The sequence below is a fragment of the Rhizobium sp. 62_C5_N11_2 genome, from assembly GCF_051811185.1.
Lineage (GTDB): Bacteria > Pseudomonadota > Alphaproteobacteria > Rhizobiales > Rhizobiaceae > Rhizobium > Rhizobium leguminosarum.
Genome location: NZ_JBPWPW010000001.1, coordinates 2,046,463 through 2,061,042, shown reverse-complemented (window position 1 = coordinate 2,061,042; position 14,580 = coordinate 2,046,463). Strand labels below are relative to the sequence as shown.

Below are 14,580 nucleotides of genomic sequence, written 5' to 3'. Positions count from 1 at the left end.
CAGCAAATCTGGCTATCAGGCGGCGGCGCATCCAAGGACGGAGGCGCTGTCGTTGCAACCACCCGCATTCGTTGGCGGGACTGGACAAGGAGAATTTCGATGTCCCAAGCTATTTCCCTGACATTTCCCGATGGTTCCGTGCGCAGCTACGATGCTGGCGCAACCGGCCGGGATGTCGCCGAATCCATTTCCAAGTCGCTCGCCAAGAAGGCAGTCGCCGTTGCAATCGACGGCACCGTGCGCGACCTTTCCGATCCCGTGGCGACGGGCAGGATCGAGATCATCACCCGCAATGACGACCGCGCGCTGGAACTCATCCGCCACGACGCGGCGCACGTCATGGCCGAAGCGGTGCAGGAACTCTGGCCCGGCACCCAGGTGACGATCGGTCCGGTCATTGAAAACGGCTTCTATTACGACTTCGCCAAGAACGAGCCCTTCACACTCGACGATCTGCCGAAGATCGAAAAGAAGATGAAGGAAATCATCGCCCGCAACGCCGCCTTCACAAAGCAGGTCTGGTCGCGCGAGAAGGCGAAACAGGTCTTCGCCGACAAGGGCGAGCAGTACAAGGTCGAACTCGTCGACGCGATCCCGGAAGGGCAGGATCTCAAGATCTATTATCAGGGCGACTGGTTCGACCTTTGCCGCGGCCCGCACATGGCCTCGACCGGCCAGATCGGCTCAGCCTTCAAGCTCTTGAAGGTGGCCGGTGCCTATTGGCGCGGCGACAGCAACAATCCGATGCTGAGCCGCATCTACGGCACGGCCTTTGCCGAGCAGTCGGAACTCGACAACTACCTGCATATGCTTGCCGAAGCTGAAAAGCGCGATCACCGCCGCCTCGGCCGCGAGATGGATCTCTTCCATTTCCAGGAAGAGGGTCCTGGCGTCGTCTTCTGGCACGGCAAGGGCTGGCGCGTCTTCCAGACGCTGGTCGCCTATATGCGCCGCCGGCTGGCCGGCGATTATCAGGAAGTCAATGCGCCGCAGGTGCTCGACAAATCGCTGTGGGAAACCTCCGGTCACTGGGGCTGGTACCGCGATAACATGTTCAAGGTGACGGTTGCCGGCGACGACACCGACGACGACCGTGTCTTTGCGCTGAAGCCGATGAACTGCCCCGGCCATATCCAGATCTTCAAGCACGGGCTGAAATCCTACCGCGAGCTGCCGATCCGGCTTGCCGAATTCGGCAATGTCCATCGCTACGAACCGTCGGGCGCGCTGCACGGGCTGATGCGCGTGCGCGGTTTCACGCAGGACGATGCGCATATCTTCTGCACCGACGAGCAGATGGCCGCCGAATGCCTGAAGATCAACGACCTGATCCTTTCGGTCTATAAGGATTTCGGCTTCGACGAAGTCACCATCAAACTTTCGACCCGGCCGGACAAGCGCGTCGGTTCGGACGAACTCTGGGACCGCGCCGAAAACGTGATGATGGGCGTGCTGGAGACGATCCAGCAGCAGTCGAATGACATCAAGACCGGCATTCTGCCGGGCGAGGGCGCCTTCTACGGGCCGAAGTTCGAATATACGCTGAAGGATGCGATCGGCCGCGAATGGCAGTGCGGCACGACGCAGGTCGACTTCAACCTGCCGGAACGCTTCGGCGCCTTCTATATCGACAGCAACTCCGAAAAGACGCAGCCGGTGATGATCCACCGCGCCATCTGCGGCTCGATGGAGCGCTTCCTCGGCATCCTGATCGAGAACTTCGCCGGCCACATGCCGCTTTGGGTATCGCCGCTTCAGGTGGTGGTCGCAACGATCACCTCGGAAGCCGACGCCTACGGGCTTGAAGTGGCCGAGGCGCTGCGCGAGGCCGGTCTCAACGTCGAAACCGACTTCCGCAACGAGAAGATCAACTACAAGGTCCGCGAACATTCGGTCACCAAGGTTCCTGTCATCATCGTCTGCGGCAGGAAGGAGGCCGAGGAGCGCACGGTCAATATCCGCCGCCTGGGCAGCCAGGAACAGGTTTCGATGGGGCTAGACGCCGCCGTCGAGAGCCTTGCCCTCGAAGCGACACCGCCCGACATTCGTCGCAAGGCCGAAGCAAAAAAAGCCAAGGCGGCCTGAATAGCAGGGATCCGACAGCGCCAGGCTCGGCGCTGTCGGAAATCCGGTCTGCGCGTCGCCCGAGTCCGAGCGGCGCTTCAACGAATCTCCCCATACCAATGATGAAACCTGCTGATTTGTGCGGCCGGGGGCTTCTAAGTCGCGATAACGAGGCCGTCCTAACGATGGCGCCGCAGAAGCGCGCCTTCCAAGCGTCTCGGCTGAGCCGAAACCGCGCGCGGTAAAATCAATCGAGGCTGGTGTCGTCGCCGCCCTGCGGCACGAGCTGTTCGTAGGACGGCAGCGGCGCCACCGGGGCCGGCTGGACGCCCGGCGGTGTCGGTGTGCCCACAGGCACCTGCTGCACCGTGCGGGCAGCATCCGCCGGCGGCTGCGGCTGCTGGTCCTTCATCAGGACCTCGACATCGGTGTTCCTGCCGGCGACGACGGTGAAATCGCGCTGGTAGATCTTGTCCTTGTTGCGGGCGACGGCGGAATATCCGCCTTCGGCGAGAACCATGGTCGGGAAGGCGCTGACGCTTTCGCCGACGCTGTCGCCGGCCGCCGTCAGGATCGACCATGCCGTATCGGCGATCGCCTCGCCACCGGCGTCCGAGACCAGCTTGAAGGTGATCTGCGCGGCGCGATGCTGGATCGTCGCTTCGGTCAGCTTGCCGGCCTCGACCTGGATGTCGGCGCGGATCACGGCGTTGACGCTGCCATATTCGGAAACGATGTGGTAGGTGCCAGCATTGAGGCGGACAACGGTATTCGGCGAGACATCGGCCATGACGAGGCCGCGCTCGCCATCGTCGCGCACTTCCGAGGAATAGATCGAGAAGCTCAACTGGTCGGGGCGGATGCGGGCATCGGTGCCGGAGACGGCATTGAGCAGCAGGCCGCCGGCATCGAGCACCATCACCTGCTTGTCGACCTCGCCTTCAGCGGGCACGGTCAGTTTTTTGGTGACGCCGGCGCGGCCGAAGGAGACGTTGACGAAATAATCGCCCGGAGCGAGCTGGAAGGCGGCGGGCCCGCCCTTGGCGCTGGCGATCAGCGGCAGCTTGCCGTCGGATCCGGCGATCGGGCTGAAGACGTACCAGGAGAGGCCTTCCTCAATCGGAGTGCCGTCCGCCGTCAGCTTGGCCTCCATCGGGACGTCGCGCAGCTTGACCCCTTCGGGCGCAGCACCGGGCGCGATGAAGGCATCGAGCTTCGGCATCTTCGGCGTCGATTCAAGCTGTTTGAATCCCTTGAAGGCATCCTGAGCGCCGGCGCCGAAGGGCGTCAGTATGATCAGGGCAATGGCAAGGCCGATGCGTGCAAAAGGCAAAATGCCAAACATCTGTTTCGTGAACCGATTGACTTCTGAAATCGCAAAGGCCACTTCAAGACCAACGCGATGGCAAATTCAAGACCCACCCTTTGCAGCAGCATAAATAATGAGAGCCTCTCCCGCATGAAATCCGATATCAAGCTAATCGACTACCTCGCCGTGCGCCGCTCCATCCCCGCTTTCCAAATGTGCGAACCAGGCCCCGAGAAGGCCGAGATCGAGGAGATCCTGCGTCTCGCCTCGCGTGTTCCCGATCACGGCAAGATCGCGCCGTGGCGGTTCATCGTCTATCGCGGAGAGCAGCGCGTGCGTCTCGGCGAGGAGCTTCTGACGCTGGCACTTCAGACAAAGCCCGAACTTTCCGAAGAGATGATCCAGGTCGAGCGCAGCCGTTTCACCCGCGCGCCCGTGGTCGTCGCCGTCGTCAGCAAGGCAGGACCGCATATCAAGATCCCGGAATGGGAGCAGCTGATGTCGGCCGGCGCGCTTTGCTTCAACGTCATTCTCGCCGCCAACGCCAATGGTTATGTCGCCAACTGGCTGACGGAGTGGTTCGCCTATGACGAGCGCGCCTATCCGCTGCTCGGCGTCGGTTCGGATGAAAAGGTGGCGGGCTTCATCCATATCGGCTCGACCACATTTCCGGCAATCGAGCGGCCGCGGCCGGAACTTGCCGATACTGTGACCTGGGTCGGCGGAGACAACTGATGTTCTACACCACCGAGAGCAATCGGCACGGGCTCGCGCATGATCCGTTCAAGGCGATCGTGTCGCCGCGCCCGATCGGCTGGATTGGCAGCAAGGGCAGGGATGGCTCGATCAATCTCGCGCCCTATTCGTTCTTCAATGCCGTTGCCGACCGGCCGAAGCTGGTGATGTTTTCTTCGGCCGGGCGCAAGCACAGCCAGCGCAATGCGGCCGAGACCGGCGTCTTCACCTGCAATTTCGTCAGCCGCGATCTCGCTGAGAAGATGAATCTCTCCTCGGCGGCGCTGCCCTACGGCGACAGCGAATTCGATTTCGCCGGCCTGACGCCGAAGCCGGCCGAACTGATCGACGCGCCCTATGTCGGCGAGGCTTTCGCGGTGCTCGAATGCAAGGTCACGGAGATCATCGAGCCGAAGACGCTGTCGGGGGAACCGTCCGAAAACGTCCTGGTCTTCGGCGAAGTGGTCGGCATACGCATCGACGAAGCGATCGTCAGGGACGGCCGCCTCGACATGTCGATCGCCCGACCTGTCGCCCGCATGGGTTACATGGATTACAGCGAAGGCAGCGATGTTTTCGAGATGGTTCGGCCGAAGCCGCAGCAAGGCTGAGCCGAACCGGTAAGGCGTAAAAAGACTTAAGAAATATGGTGAACCAATCTTAAACCTTTTGCCGCTACGGTCGCAGCATTGAATGGAGCGCGAGGGAATCGCGTTCAAGTGCTGGGGCGTCGCGTGATCGTAGAAGCTTTCCTTCGTTGGATCGAAACGGCCAAGACCGGTGACCGGGCCCGGGCCGCAAACGCACTCGGGCGCGCCTATCTGCAGTCCGAAATGTCTGCGGACGAGCGGGCGGCGGCCGAAATGGCGATGACCTTTCTTCTCGACGATCCGTCGCCACGTGTGCGGCTTGCGCTTGCCGAGGCGATCGCCTGGTCGCCCGATGCGCCGCGCAGCCTGATCCTTTCGCTTGCCGAAGACCAGCCCGAGGTTGCCTGCCATGCGGTGACCTGTTCGCCACTTTTGAGCGACGCTGATCTGGTCGACCTTGCCGCGCGCGGCAATGGCGCGACCCGCATGCTGATCGCGGCGAGGGCGCATGTGACGCGCCCGGTCTCCGCCGCGCTTGCGGAGGTCGGCGACGAGGAAGAACTCCTCTGCCTGCTCGAGAATGACGGCGCGGTGATCTCCAGCCTGTCGTTGAAGCGCATCGCCGAACGGCTCGGGGACTGCTGCGATATCCGCAACCTGCTTCTCGACCGAAGCGACCTTCCGGCCGATGCCCGCCAGTTGCTCACCCAGCATGTCAGCAATGCGCTGATCGGGCTGCCGTTGGTGCAGGCGGCGATCGGCCTGCAGCGGCTCCAGCGCATCAGCCGCGAGGCGACCGAGGCTGCCATCGTCTCGATCGCCGGCGATATTGCCCCGCGCGAAATCCCCGACCTCGTCCAGCATCTGCGCCTCAACGGCCGGCTGACGCCATCCTTCCTGATGCATGCGCTCTGCGCCGGCAAGGTGGACTTCTTCGCCGGCGCGATCGTCGATCTGACCGCGTGCAGCGAGCGCCGGGTGCGTTCGATCCTGGCAACCGGGCGTATGCATGCCGTGCGTGCGCTCTACGAGTCCGCCGGCCTGCCGAGGAATATCAGCGTGATCTTTGTCGAGGCGACGATGCTGTGGCGCGACGCCGCCAGAAAAGCGCCGGGCAGCGTGCTCGGCAATGTCTGCGGCCGTCTTCTCGAAAAATTCCGCCATCATGATGCGCATGGCGCGATCGGCGAACTGCTCGACCTGGTGGAAAAGCTGCATGTTAACGAGCAGCGACAATCGGCCCGCGTCTACGCGGCGCTTGCGGCCGCCTAATCAGCGAGCCGCGTCACCACCCAGGAATAGCTGGCGGATACGAAGTGCACGGGTTTGGTGAGTGTGTCCCTGACGCTTTTGCCTGAGGGCAGATGGGCGCGGACCTGCCCGGCGATGCCTTCAGCAAAACCGGCGATCCTTCCTGCCGGTTCCTCGGGCGCTGCGACAGCGACCTCGGGCGCAGCGGCAGGCACGGGCGCCGGCTTCGGCGGCTCGGCGGCGGCGATGGCTTTCGGCGCCTCGCACACCGCGATCACCGAGGGATAATTGACATTGACATAGGTCTTCAGGCGTCGTTCGGCTTCCGCATCGCAGGCGGCAACGGTTTCCCAGCGTTTATCGACCGTCGCGACATAATTGCACTGGCTGATCGAATCGTCGCAGCCGAGAATGGTCATCGCGATCAGCACCGCTTGCATATTCTGCTTCCTTGATTATTGAGCACCTCATCGTCTTAGAGGGTGCAATTCCAACCGAATGAAGGCAACGGCATTAACTCTTCGTCATGTCGGGAAAAATTGTGCCCCGCGCCAGCAGAGGAAGTCAGCATGTCCGTGACCATCGCCCTGGAGCAACCGCGCCAGGAGGGCGTCATTCGCCTTCTCGATCTTTCCGATGCCTATGCGCAATCGCTCTATCCCGCGGAAAGCAACCACCTGGTCGACCTGTCCGTGCTGGAGAAACCTGCGGTGAGCTTCCTCGTCGCGCGCAGCGACGATGCGATCGTCGGCTGCTGCGCGCTGGTCGAGGCCGGTGACGGCACGGCGGAGATCAAGCGCATGTTCGTCGATCCCGAGGCAAGGGGGCTGAGGATCGCCAGCAGCCTGATGAATGCGCTCGAAGCAATCGCAGAAAAAAAGGGGCTGACGGCGATCCGGCTCGAAACCGGCATCTACCAACCCGAGGCGATCGCGCTCTATCGCAAATACGGATATCGGGAAATCGAACCTTTCGGCGCCTACCTGCCGGACCCGCTCAGCCTGTTCATGGAAAAGCGGCTGGGGTAGCCCCGTCTGCGAAGGTATGTTCAGCCTTCGGCGACTCGCGGTACCGGCGGTGGGGCCGGTTCGTCGATGATGATCTGCGGCCCCGTTTCGCTCTTGTCGGCGCTGCGGGCCTCGTGGATCCATTCACGCCAGATGGCGACGATCAGCGCCATCAGCACAGGGCCGATGAACAGCCCGAGGAAACCCATCGTTTTGACACCGCCGACGAGGCCGAAGAAGGTCGGCAGGAAGGGCAGCTTGATCGGACCGCCGACGAGTTTCGGCCGCAGCGTCTTGTCGACGATGAAGAGCTCGACCGTCCCCCAGACGAAGAGACCGATGCCGGCGACATGCGAGCCGCTCGCCAGCAGATAGATGGAGACCAGCGTGAAGGAGAGCGGCGCACCGCCCGGTATCAGCGCCATCACGCCCGTCAAAACGCCGAGCGTCACCGGCGAGGGCACGCCGGCAATCCAGTAGGCAAGGCCGAGCACAATGCCTTCGCCGATCGCGATCAACGTCATGCCCATGACGGTGGAGCTGATCGTCGCCGGCACGACGCGGGAAATGCGCTCCCAGCGGTTCGGCAGGATACGCTCGCCCAGCATGTCGATTTGCTTGGAGAAGGAGAAACCGTCGCGATAGACGAAGAATAGCGCGATCAGCATGAAGAGCAGCGTCAGCAGCAGGTGGAAGGCGCCGCCGCCGGCCGCAAGCACGGCACGATAGATGTTGCCGATATTGGCGCCGCTGACTGCCTGGATGACTTCGCCCAAGGCGCCGGGACTGCCGATATATTTTGTCCAGACTTCATCGAGGTAGGCGCCGGCCCAAGGCAGCGCGACGATCCAGTCGGGTGTCGGGGCGCCGGCGCGGTTGGCGTGGATTGCCCAGGTGACCCAGGTGCGTACTTCGCCGGTCGTATAGGTCACAGCAAGCCCGATCGGGATGACCAGGAAAGTGATGATCATGATGATGGCGATGGTCGCGGCGATCGTCGTATTGCCGCCGACGCGGGCAAGAAGCTTGCGGTAGAGCGGCCAGCTGGCAAAGCCGATGACGAGGGCTGCGAGCACCGGCACGAGGAAGCCGTAGAAGAAATAGACGCCGGCAGCGACGACCAGGACCAGCAGCCAGCGCGCCGCCGAAATGGAGGGAATCAGCGGCGTGCGCGTCTGCGCCGATGATCCGAGCCATCGCGGCTCATGATTGCTTTTCTGACGGTCGAACACACCCACGCGCGCCTCTTCTTTTTCTTGTACTCTGGTTATGGGCCATCAACCCGGCGGTTTCAAGGTCCGCACCATGAAAGCGTATACAAAGCGTCGCTATTCGACGCTCAGACCCGGGCGTCTTACTGCTGCGGGCGGCGCAGAATCTTGAAGGCGTAGAATTGCGTCTTCTGGCTGGTCGAGAAATTGTTGTCGGAGCCGAGAATGAGGACGTCGGTGCCGTCCTTGGCCTTCCCCAGCGACATGGCCTCGATATTGTCGGGAACAAGGCCGATCGCCCTCAAATCAAGGACCTGGCTCTTCCGGGCGGGAACGACACGCTGGTCGTTTTTGGCGAGGGACGCGATGGCGGATACATCGGTGGCATCAGTCAGATCCATCATCATGATCTTGATGCTGTTGCCGAAGCCCTGGGCATAACTCCGCTCGACGGCGAGCAGGCGGTGATCGTCGAGGGCAAGCATCTCCGACATGCCGTTGTCGTTGCCGCCGTCGGCCTTGGTGGCGGCCTGCGGGACCGGCGAGACCGGATAGACGTACTCGGCCTTCGGCTCGCCGGTGGCGCCGTCGTAGCGGACGATGCGCGACAGGCTGCCTGACGTCAGCGAAGGGTTCGGGCCGTCCTGATAGAGGGCGGCTTCGACACCGACGAAAACATCGCCGGAGGGCGCGACGGCGAGATCTTCGAAGGCGAGGTTGTCGCGGATACCGGTCGACTTGTCCGCGGTCGGCGCAAAGCCCTCCGGCAGCTTGAATTCGCGGACGAAGGAGCCGTCCGGCGAAGCGACACGGACGAAGGGCGCAAGCAGCGCCTTGCCGTCGCCTTCACTGCCCCAATAGATGCCGTCCTTGCCGAGGCGGATCGATTCCGGATCGACGGTCCTGGCGGCGAAGGGTGCGCCGTTCTTGTCCTTCAGCGTCACCTGCTTGACGACCGAAACGCCCTTGAGACCGGATACGTCGACATCGACGTTGAGTTCGTAGAAGCGGGCTGGGCCTCTTTCCGAGCGGTCGTCGCTGATGGCGAGATAGTGACCGGTGGCGGCATCGAAATCGAGGCCGGAAATGCCGCCGAATTCGACGCCGTTTTCCATGTGGCCGGTGGGGATGACGAATTCACCGAGATAGGAGAGCGAAATGCCGGCGGCGCAATCACCGAAGGGGCAGGCGGTCTCGAAGGTGGCGCCGATATCGGTAGCGCTGACGGTGCTGGACAGGAGAACAAAAGCGGCAGCCGCGGGAAAACGCTTGGTCATGACAAATATCCGGCAAGGGGTTTGAAAACGGTTCGAATCGGCGCTGCCGCTCCCTCAAGGGGAAGGCGCGCCGACCGCTTCATGCGCCGGTTGTTTGACGGAGTTGTTACGGTTCTTCGTCAGTTCCGTGAAATCGTCGATGCTAAAATGCGTGGCGACGCATTAAATATCGAGGTTCTCGGCGAAGGCCGCGCGATCTTGGATGAAGCGGAAGCGGGCTTCCGGTTTGGTGCCCATCAGATCGTCGACAGCGCTGCGGGTGCCTTCGAAATCCACCTCATCGATCAGCACCTTGAGCAGGGTGCGCTTGGACGGATCCATGGTGGTTTCCTTGAGCTGGGCGGGCATCATCTCGCCGAGACCTTTGAAGCGGCTGATCTCGACCTTGGCCTTGCCCTTGAACTCCGTCTGCATCAGCTCGGCGCGATGATTGTCGTCGCGGGCATAGGCGGATTTCGAGCCTTGGGTGATCTTGTAAAGCGGCGGCACGGCGAGGAAGAGATGACCGCCACGCACGAGTTCCGGCATTTCCTGATAGAAGAAGGTGATGAGCAGCGAGGCGATATGGGCGCCGTCGACGTCGGCATCGGTCATGACGATGATGCGTTCGTAGCGCAGGTCTTCGTCGCGGTATTTCGAGCGCGTGCCGCAGCCGAGCGCCTGGATGAGATCGGCGAGCTGCTGGTTGGCGCCGAGTTTTTCGCGGCCGGCGCTGGCAACGTTGAGGATCTTGCCGCGCAGCGGCAGAATGGCCTGGTTGGAGCGGTTGCGCGCCTGCTTGGCCGAACCACCTGCCGAATCGCCTTCGACGATGAAGAGTTCGGCGCCTTCCGCGGTGTTCTGCGAACAATCGGCAAGTTTGCCGGGCAGGCGCAATTTGCGCACCGCCGTCTTGCGGTTGACTTCCTTTTCCTTGCGGCGGCGCAAGCGCTCCTCGGCGCGCTCGATCACCCAGTCGAGCAGCTTGGCCGACTCGTTCGGATTGTCCGCAAGGTAATGGTCGAAGGGATCGCGCAGCGCGTTCTCGACGATGCGCTGGGCCTCGACGGTCGCGAGCTTGTCCTTGGTCTGGCCGACGAATTCCGGCTCGCGGATGAAGACAGACAGCATGCCGACGGCGGAGATCATCACGTCGTCGGTGGTGATCTGCGCGGCGCGCTTGTTCTGCGTCAACTCGGCGTAGGCCTTCAGGCCCTTGGTCAGCGCGATGCGCAGCCCCGCCTCATGCGTGCCGCCCTCGGGGGTCGGGATGGTGTTGCAATAGGAATGGACCTGCGGATCGCCGCCATACCAGGTGATCGCCCATTCCATCGAGCCATGGCCGCTGGTCTTCTCGGTCTTGCCGGCAAAGATCTCGCGGGTGACGGTGAACTCCTTGCCCATCGTCGCCTGGAGATAGTCCTTCAGGCCGCCGGGGAAGTGGAAGACGGCCTTGTCAGGGACCTCGGAGCCTTCGGGCAGCACGCCCGCCTCGCAGCTCCAGCGGATTTCCACGCCGCCGAAGAGATAGGCTTTCGAGCGCGCCATGCGGAAGACGCGGGCGGCATCGAACTTCATGTGATCCCCAAAGATCTGGGGGTCTGGGTGGAAGCGCACCCGGGTGCCGCGGCGATTGTGGACGTCGCCCAACTCTTCGAGCCCGCCCTGCGGCAGGCCGCGGGAGAAGCGCTGGCGGTAGAGCTTGCGGTTTCGCGCCACCTCGACTTCGAGGTCGTCGGAGAGTGCGTTGACGACCGAGACGCCGACGCCGTGCAGGCCGCCCGAGGTCTCGTAGGCCTTGCCGTCGAATTTGCCGCCGGCATGCAGCTTGGTCATGATGACTTCGAGCGTCGACTTGCCCGGCACCTGCGGATGGTTCTCGACCGGGATGCCGCGGCCGTTGTCGGAGACGGTGAGATAACCCTCGAGGTCGAGATAAACCTCGATGAAATTGGCGTGCCCGGCGACCGCCTCGTCCATCGCATTGTCGATGACTTCGGCAAACAGGTGGTGCAGCGCTTTTTCATCGGTGCCGCCGATATACATGCCCGGGCGCATGCGCACCGGCTCGAGGCCTTCGAGGACGCGGATCGACGAGGCGCCGTAGTCATCGGAGTTCGACGCGGCGGGCGCCGGGCGCGCGGAGGCTCCGGCAGGAGGTGCTGCGGCGGCGGTGGGCGCAGCCGTCACCGGCGGCCGCTCGGCCGGAGCGGCAGGCTTCTGCGCCTCCTCGCGTTTTTCAGAGAGGGGCATTCCGGAAAAGAGGTCGTTGCTATCGTCCATGGAGCCGTTCAGATCTTCATCCTGTCTTGGGCGGGCATCCGCCGCCGACCCAAAATCACCGCATTTCATGCCACGTTTGCGAATCAGACAGATTTTGCCAGAAAGCACCTCTATACGCGACACCGCCAGTTTTGGCGGGCTTTTCCCAAATGATTTGCGTTGCCGGACGCGGAATGGCAAGCGGCGGCAGGCTTCAGGAACCATCCGAATGCGAATGTCCACAAGTCATTGCACCATCATCACCGCAATTGCGGCGTTTTTCTTGTCTGCGGCCATGTTCTCCGCTGTTGGCCCGGCACAGGCAGCCGATGTGCTAGCGCCCTTCAAGGACGATCTGTTTTCGAAGCAGACCGTGCTGCAGACAGGCGATGACGGCGCCCTCGAGGTCATCGACTATGACGAGATGCGCGATATCAACGGCCGCGACCAGATCCCGCAAAAGCGGGTGCAGCAGAAATATGTGGCGCTCGGCATCCGCAAGGCCCAGGCGGACGAGACGTTGTCTCTCGACGGCATCAAGCTCGATGTCACCAGGGTGGGACCGGCTCAGAGTGCCGCTTTCACGGTGATTTTCATCCATGGCCGCGACGGCGACCGGCGGCTCGGCGCCAACGATTACAGCTTCGGCGGCAATTTCAACCGGCTGAAGAACCTCGTTGCCGGCAATGGCGGGGTTTATTATTCGCCGACCGTCAAAAGCTTCGACAGCGGCGGCGTTGCGGCGATCGCCGGCCTGATCCGCTATGCCAGCGCGCAATCGCCCGGCCGACCGATCATCCTTTCCTGCGCCTCGATGGGCAGCCAGGTCTGCTGGGGCATTGCGCGCGATGGTGACAGCGTCAAGCGGCTGAAGGGCATGCTGATCATGAGCGGAGTCACCGATCCCGATTTCACCAGGAGCGCGTTCTACAAGGCAAGGCTGCCGCTCTGGTTCGCCCATGGCAGCCGCGACCCGGTCTATGCCGCCTCCGACCAGCAGGCGCTGTTTGAAAGCCTGCACAAGGCAAAATATCCGGCGCGTTTCACGCTGTTTGAGACCGGCAATCACGGGACGCCGATCCGGATGATCGACTGGCGCAGGGTGGTGAACTGGATTCTTTCCGGCTAGCGCTTCTGTCGGAAAATCGGAGACTATTTTTCGGAATAGCACGATCATGAATTCAGAAATACTACCTTTGCGTGTCTTGAAAGACGCGCGGCGCTGGAGCGGACGATATTCGGCAGAAATATGCGCGGGATCGCAGAGATTCCCTTTACGTCAAGGGCGTGATGCTTTTCTTTGCTGCAAGCTTTTGATATTGCCCAAGGCATAAGCAGATTGTGGAAGGCCAGCATGACACCTGATGTGCGCCCGCTTGTGGCGGGAAACTGGAAAATGAATGGCATGCGTGCCTCCCTGGATCAGATCAAGGCGATCGCCGAGGGTGTTCGCCCGCCGCTGGCCGACAAGGTCCAAGCGCTGATCTGCCCGCCGGCGACGCTGCTATACGTGGCGACGGCGCTGTGCACCGACAGCCCGTTGGCGATCGGCGCTCAGGACTGCCATCAGAACCCGTCCGGTGCACATACCGGCGACATCTCGGCCGAGATGATTGCCGATTGTTTCGGCACCTATGTCATCGTCGGTCACTCCGAGCGGCGCACCGACCATGCCGAAACCGACCATTTGGTTCGCGCCAAGGCGGAGGCGGCCTTCGCCGCAGGGCTGACGGCGATCATCTGCATCGGCGAGACGGCGGATGAACGCCGGACAGGCCAGGCGCTCGACGTCATCAAACGCCAGCTTTCCGCCTCCGTTCCCGATGGCGCGACGGCCGAAAATACCGTTATCGCCTACGAACCGATCTGGGCGATCGGCACTGGTGTGACGCCGACATCAGGCGATGTCGAAAAGGCGCATGCCTTCATGCGGGCAGAACTTGTAGCGCGCTTCGGCGATGAGGGCCGCAAGATGCGTCTTCTCTACGGCGGCTCGGTCAAGCCGGCCAATGCCCATGAGCTGATGGGCATCGCCAATGTCGACGGCGCGCTGATCGGCGGGGCGAGCTTGAAAGCGGCCGACTTCCTCGCCATCTACCGGGCCTATGAGGCGCTGCTCGCCTGAGGCATTGTTTATTCCTGGGTTTATTCGTTTACCCCAGGGCATATTCCGGGCCGAAGGGCTTGGAATAGATGAAAGCCTCATGTAAAGAGCCGCCAGAATTCTTATTTATGCCCGTCTCCAGACGGGCAGGACTGGACCCATGCAGACAGTATTGATTGTCATCCATCTCATGATCGTGCTCGCCCTTGTTGGCGTCGTGCTCATCCAGCGCTCTGAAGGCGGCGGCCTTGGTATCGGCGGCGGTTCGGGCTTCATGTCGGCCCGCGGCACGGCCAATGCGCTGACGCGCACGACCGCGATCCTTGCGACCCTGTTCTTCCTGACCTCGCTCGGCCTCGGCATACTGACGCGTTACGAGGGCCGTCCGAGCGATATTCTCGACCGCATTCCGGCAACAGGCGGCCAGGGCAACGGCATTCTCGATTCGCTCGGCGGCGCGCAGGCTCCGGCAAATCAGCCGGCCGGCAACGGCGTTCCGAGCAGCGGGGCAGCGACGCCCGCACCGCAGGCTCCCGCCGCTCAAGCTCCGGCAACTGCGGCTCCGGCAACTCAGGCCCCCGCGGCCACCGCACCTGCTACGACTGCCCCGGCGACGACGGCTCCGGCAACGCCCGCAGCTCCGGCCGCGCCGGCACCGGCTCAGCCTTCCGGCGTCCCGACGGGACAGTAAGCCGGTCTTCGACATAAACCGCCGGCAGGCCCTAGGGTCTGCCGGTTTTCTTTTGTTCAGATTCCCACGCCACGCTCCGAAAGTTCCGGAAAAGAATTTT

At 62.6% G+C, this 14,580-nt stretch carries 14 protein-coding genes; 8 read left to right on the top strand and 6 right to left on the bottom strand.

The features are described from left to right. Positions 1–99 precede the first annotated feature (99 nt). Positions 100–2,085 (top strand): threonine--tRNA ligase, encoded by a 1,986-nt coding sequence (gene thrS / locus AB8B31_RS10430; RefSeq protein WP_028733741.1) that lies wholly within the window; start codon positions 100–102, stop codon positions 2,083–2,085. Positions 2,086–2,311: 226 nt separating this feature from the next. Here the strand turns inward: thrS and AB8B31_RS10425 are convergent, their stop codons facing one another. Beyond that, positions 2,312–3,409 carry a hypothetical protein gene (locus AB8B31_RS10425; RefSeq protein WP_028733740.1) on the bottom strand — a complete coding sequence of 366 codons (1,098 nt, stop codon included), beginning with the start codon at positions 3,407–3,409 and terminating at the stop codon, positions 2,312–2,314. Between the two features lie 114 nt (positions 3,410–3,523). Between AB8B31_RS10425 and AB8B31_RS10420 the strand changes: the two genes are divergently transcribed. The 3 genes from AB8B31_RS10420 (at position 3,524) to AB8B31_RS10410 (ending at position 5,970) form a co-directional block, all read left to right on the top strand. Continuing rightward, positions 3,524–4,108: a nitroreductase family protein gene (locus AB8B31_RS10420; protein ID WP_028733739.1), complete on the top strand. Its 585-nt coding sequence runs from the start codon at positions 3,524–3,526 to the stop codon at positions 4,106–4,108. Continuing rightward, on the top strand, positions 4,108–4,719 hold the full coding sequence (locus AB8B31_RS10415; protein ID WP_018445271.1) for a flavin reductase family protein: 612 nt from the start codon (positions 4,108–4,110) through the stop codon (positions 4,717–4,719). Before AB8B31_RS10420 ends, AB8B31_RS10415 begins: the two co-directional genes overlap by 1 nt. Before the next feature lie 108 nt (positions 4,720–4,827). Next, positions 4,828–5,970, top strand: a complete 1,143-nt coding sequence (locus tag AB8B31_RS10410; RefSeq protein ID WP_026230507.1) for a DUF2336 domain-containing protein — start codon at positions 4,828–4,830, stop codon at positions 5,968–5,970. Here AB8B31_RS10410 and AB8B31_RS10405 read toward each other — a convergent pair. Next, positions 5,967–6,389: a hypothetical protein gene (locus AB8B31_RS10405; RefSeq protein ID WP_028733738.1), complete on the bottom strand. Its 423-nt coding sequence runs from the start codon at positions 6,387–6,389 to the stop codon at positions 5,967–5,969. The genes AB8B31_RS10410 and AB8B31_RS10405 overlap by 4 nt on opposite strands. A gap of 129 nt (positions 6,390–6,518) precedes the next feature. Between AB8B31_RS10405 and AB8B31_RS10400 the strand changes: the two genes are divergently transcribed. Further along, positions 6,519–6,977 carry a GNAT family N-acetyltransferase gene (locus AB8B31_RS10400; protein ID WP_028733737.1) on the top strand — a complete coding sequence of 153 codons (459 nt, stop codon included), beginning with the start codon at positions 6,519–6,521 and terminating at the stop codon, positions 6,975–6,977. A 20-nt stretch (positions 6,978–6,997) separates the two neighbouring features. On the opposite strand, the gene AB8B31_RS10395 is transcribed toward AB8B31_RS10400, so the two are convergent. The 3 genes from AB8B31_RS10395 to parE all read right to left on the bottom strand — a co-directional run bounded on the left by AB8B31_RS10395 (position 6,998) and on the right by parE (position 11,706). Further along, positions 6,998–8,194, bottom strand: a complete 1,197-nt coding sequence (locus tag AB8B31_RS10395; protein WP_018242106.1) for an AI-2E family transporter — start codon at positions 8,192–8,194, stop codon at positions 6,998–7,000. A gap of 116 nt (positions 8,195–8,310) precedes the next feature. Continuing rightward, positions 8,311–9,444: an esterase-like activity of phytase family protein gene (locus AB8B31_RS10390; RefSeq protein ID WP_028733736.1), complete on the bottom strand. Its 1,134-nt coding sequence runs from the start codon at positions 9,442–9,444 to the stop codon at positions 8,311–8,313. Between the two features lie 162 nt (positions 9,445–9,606). After that, a complete protein-coding gene (gene parE, locus AB8B31_RS10385) occupies positions 9,607–11,706 on the bottom strand; it encodes a DNA topoisomerase IV subunit B (RefSeq protein ID WP_028733735.1) in 2,100 nt (699 codons plus the stop codon). Between the two features lie 208 nt (positions 11,707–11,914). On the opposite strand from parE, the gene AB8B31_RS10380 reads away from it, so the two are divergent. Beyond that, positions 11,915–12,814 carry a phospholipase gene (locus AB8B31_RS10380; RefSeq protein WP_028733734.1) on the top strand — a complete coding sequence of 300 codons (900 nt, stop codon included), beginning with the start codon at positions 11,915–11,917 and terminating at the stop codon, positions 12,812–12,814. Positions 12,815–12,858: 44 nt separating this feature from the next. Here the strand turns inward: AB8B31_RS10380 and AB8B31_RS10375 are convergent, their stop codons facing one another. Then, a complete protein-coding gene (locus AB8B31_RS10375) occupies positions 12,859–13,092 on the bottom strand; it encodes a hypothetical protein (RefSeq protein WP_164903113.1) in 234 nt (77 codons plus the stop codon). On the opposite strand from AB8B31_RS10375, the gene tpiA reads away from it, so the two are divergent. Continuing rightward, complete coding sequence (tpiA, locus tag AB8B31_RS10370) at positions 13,040–13,810, top strand: triose-phosphate isomerase (protein WP_018242102.1); 771 nt, start codon at positions 13,040–13,042, stop codon at positions 13,808–13,810. The genes AB8B31_RS10375 and tpiA overlap by 53 nt on opposite strands. A gap of 139 nt (positions 13,811–13,949) precedes the next feature. After that, on the top strand, positions 13,950–14,480 hold the full coding sequence (gene secG, locus AB8B31_RS10365) for a preprotein translocase subunit SecG (RefSeq protein ID WP_018242101.1): 531 nt from the start codon (positions 13,950–13,952) through the stop codon (positions 14,478–14,480). The last annotated feature ends 100 nt before the right edge of the window (positions 14,481–14,580 follow it).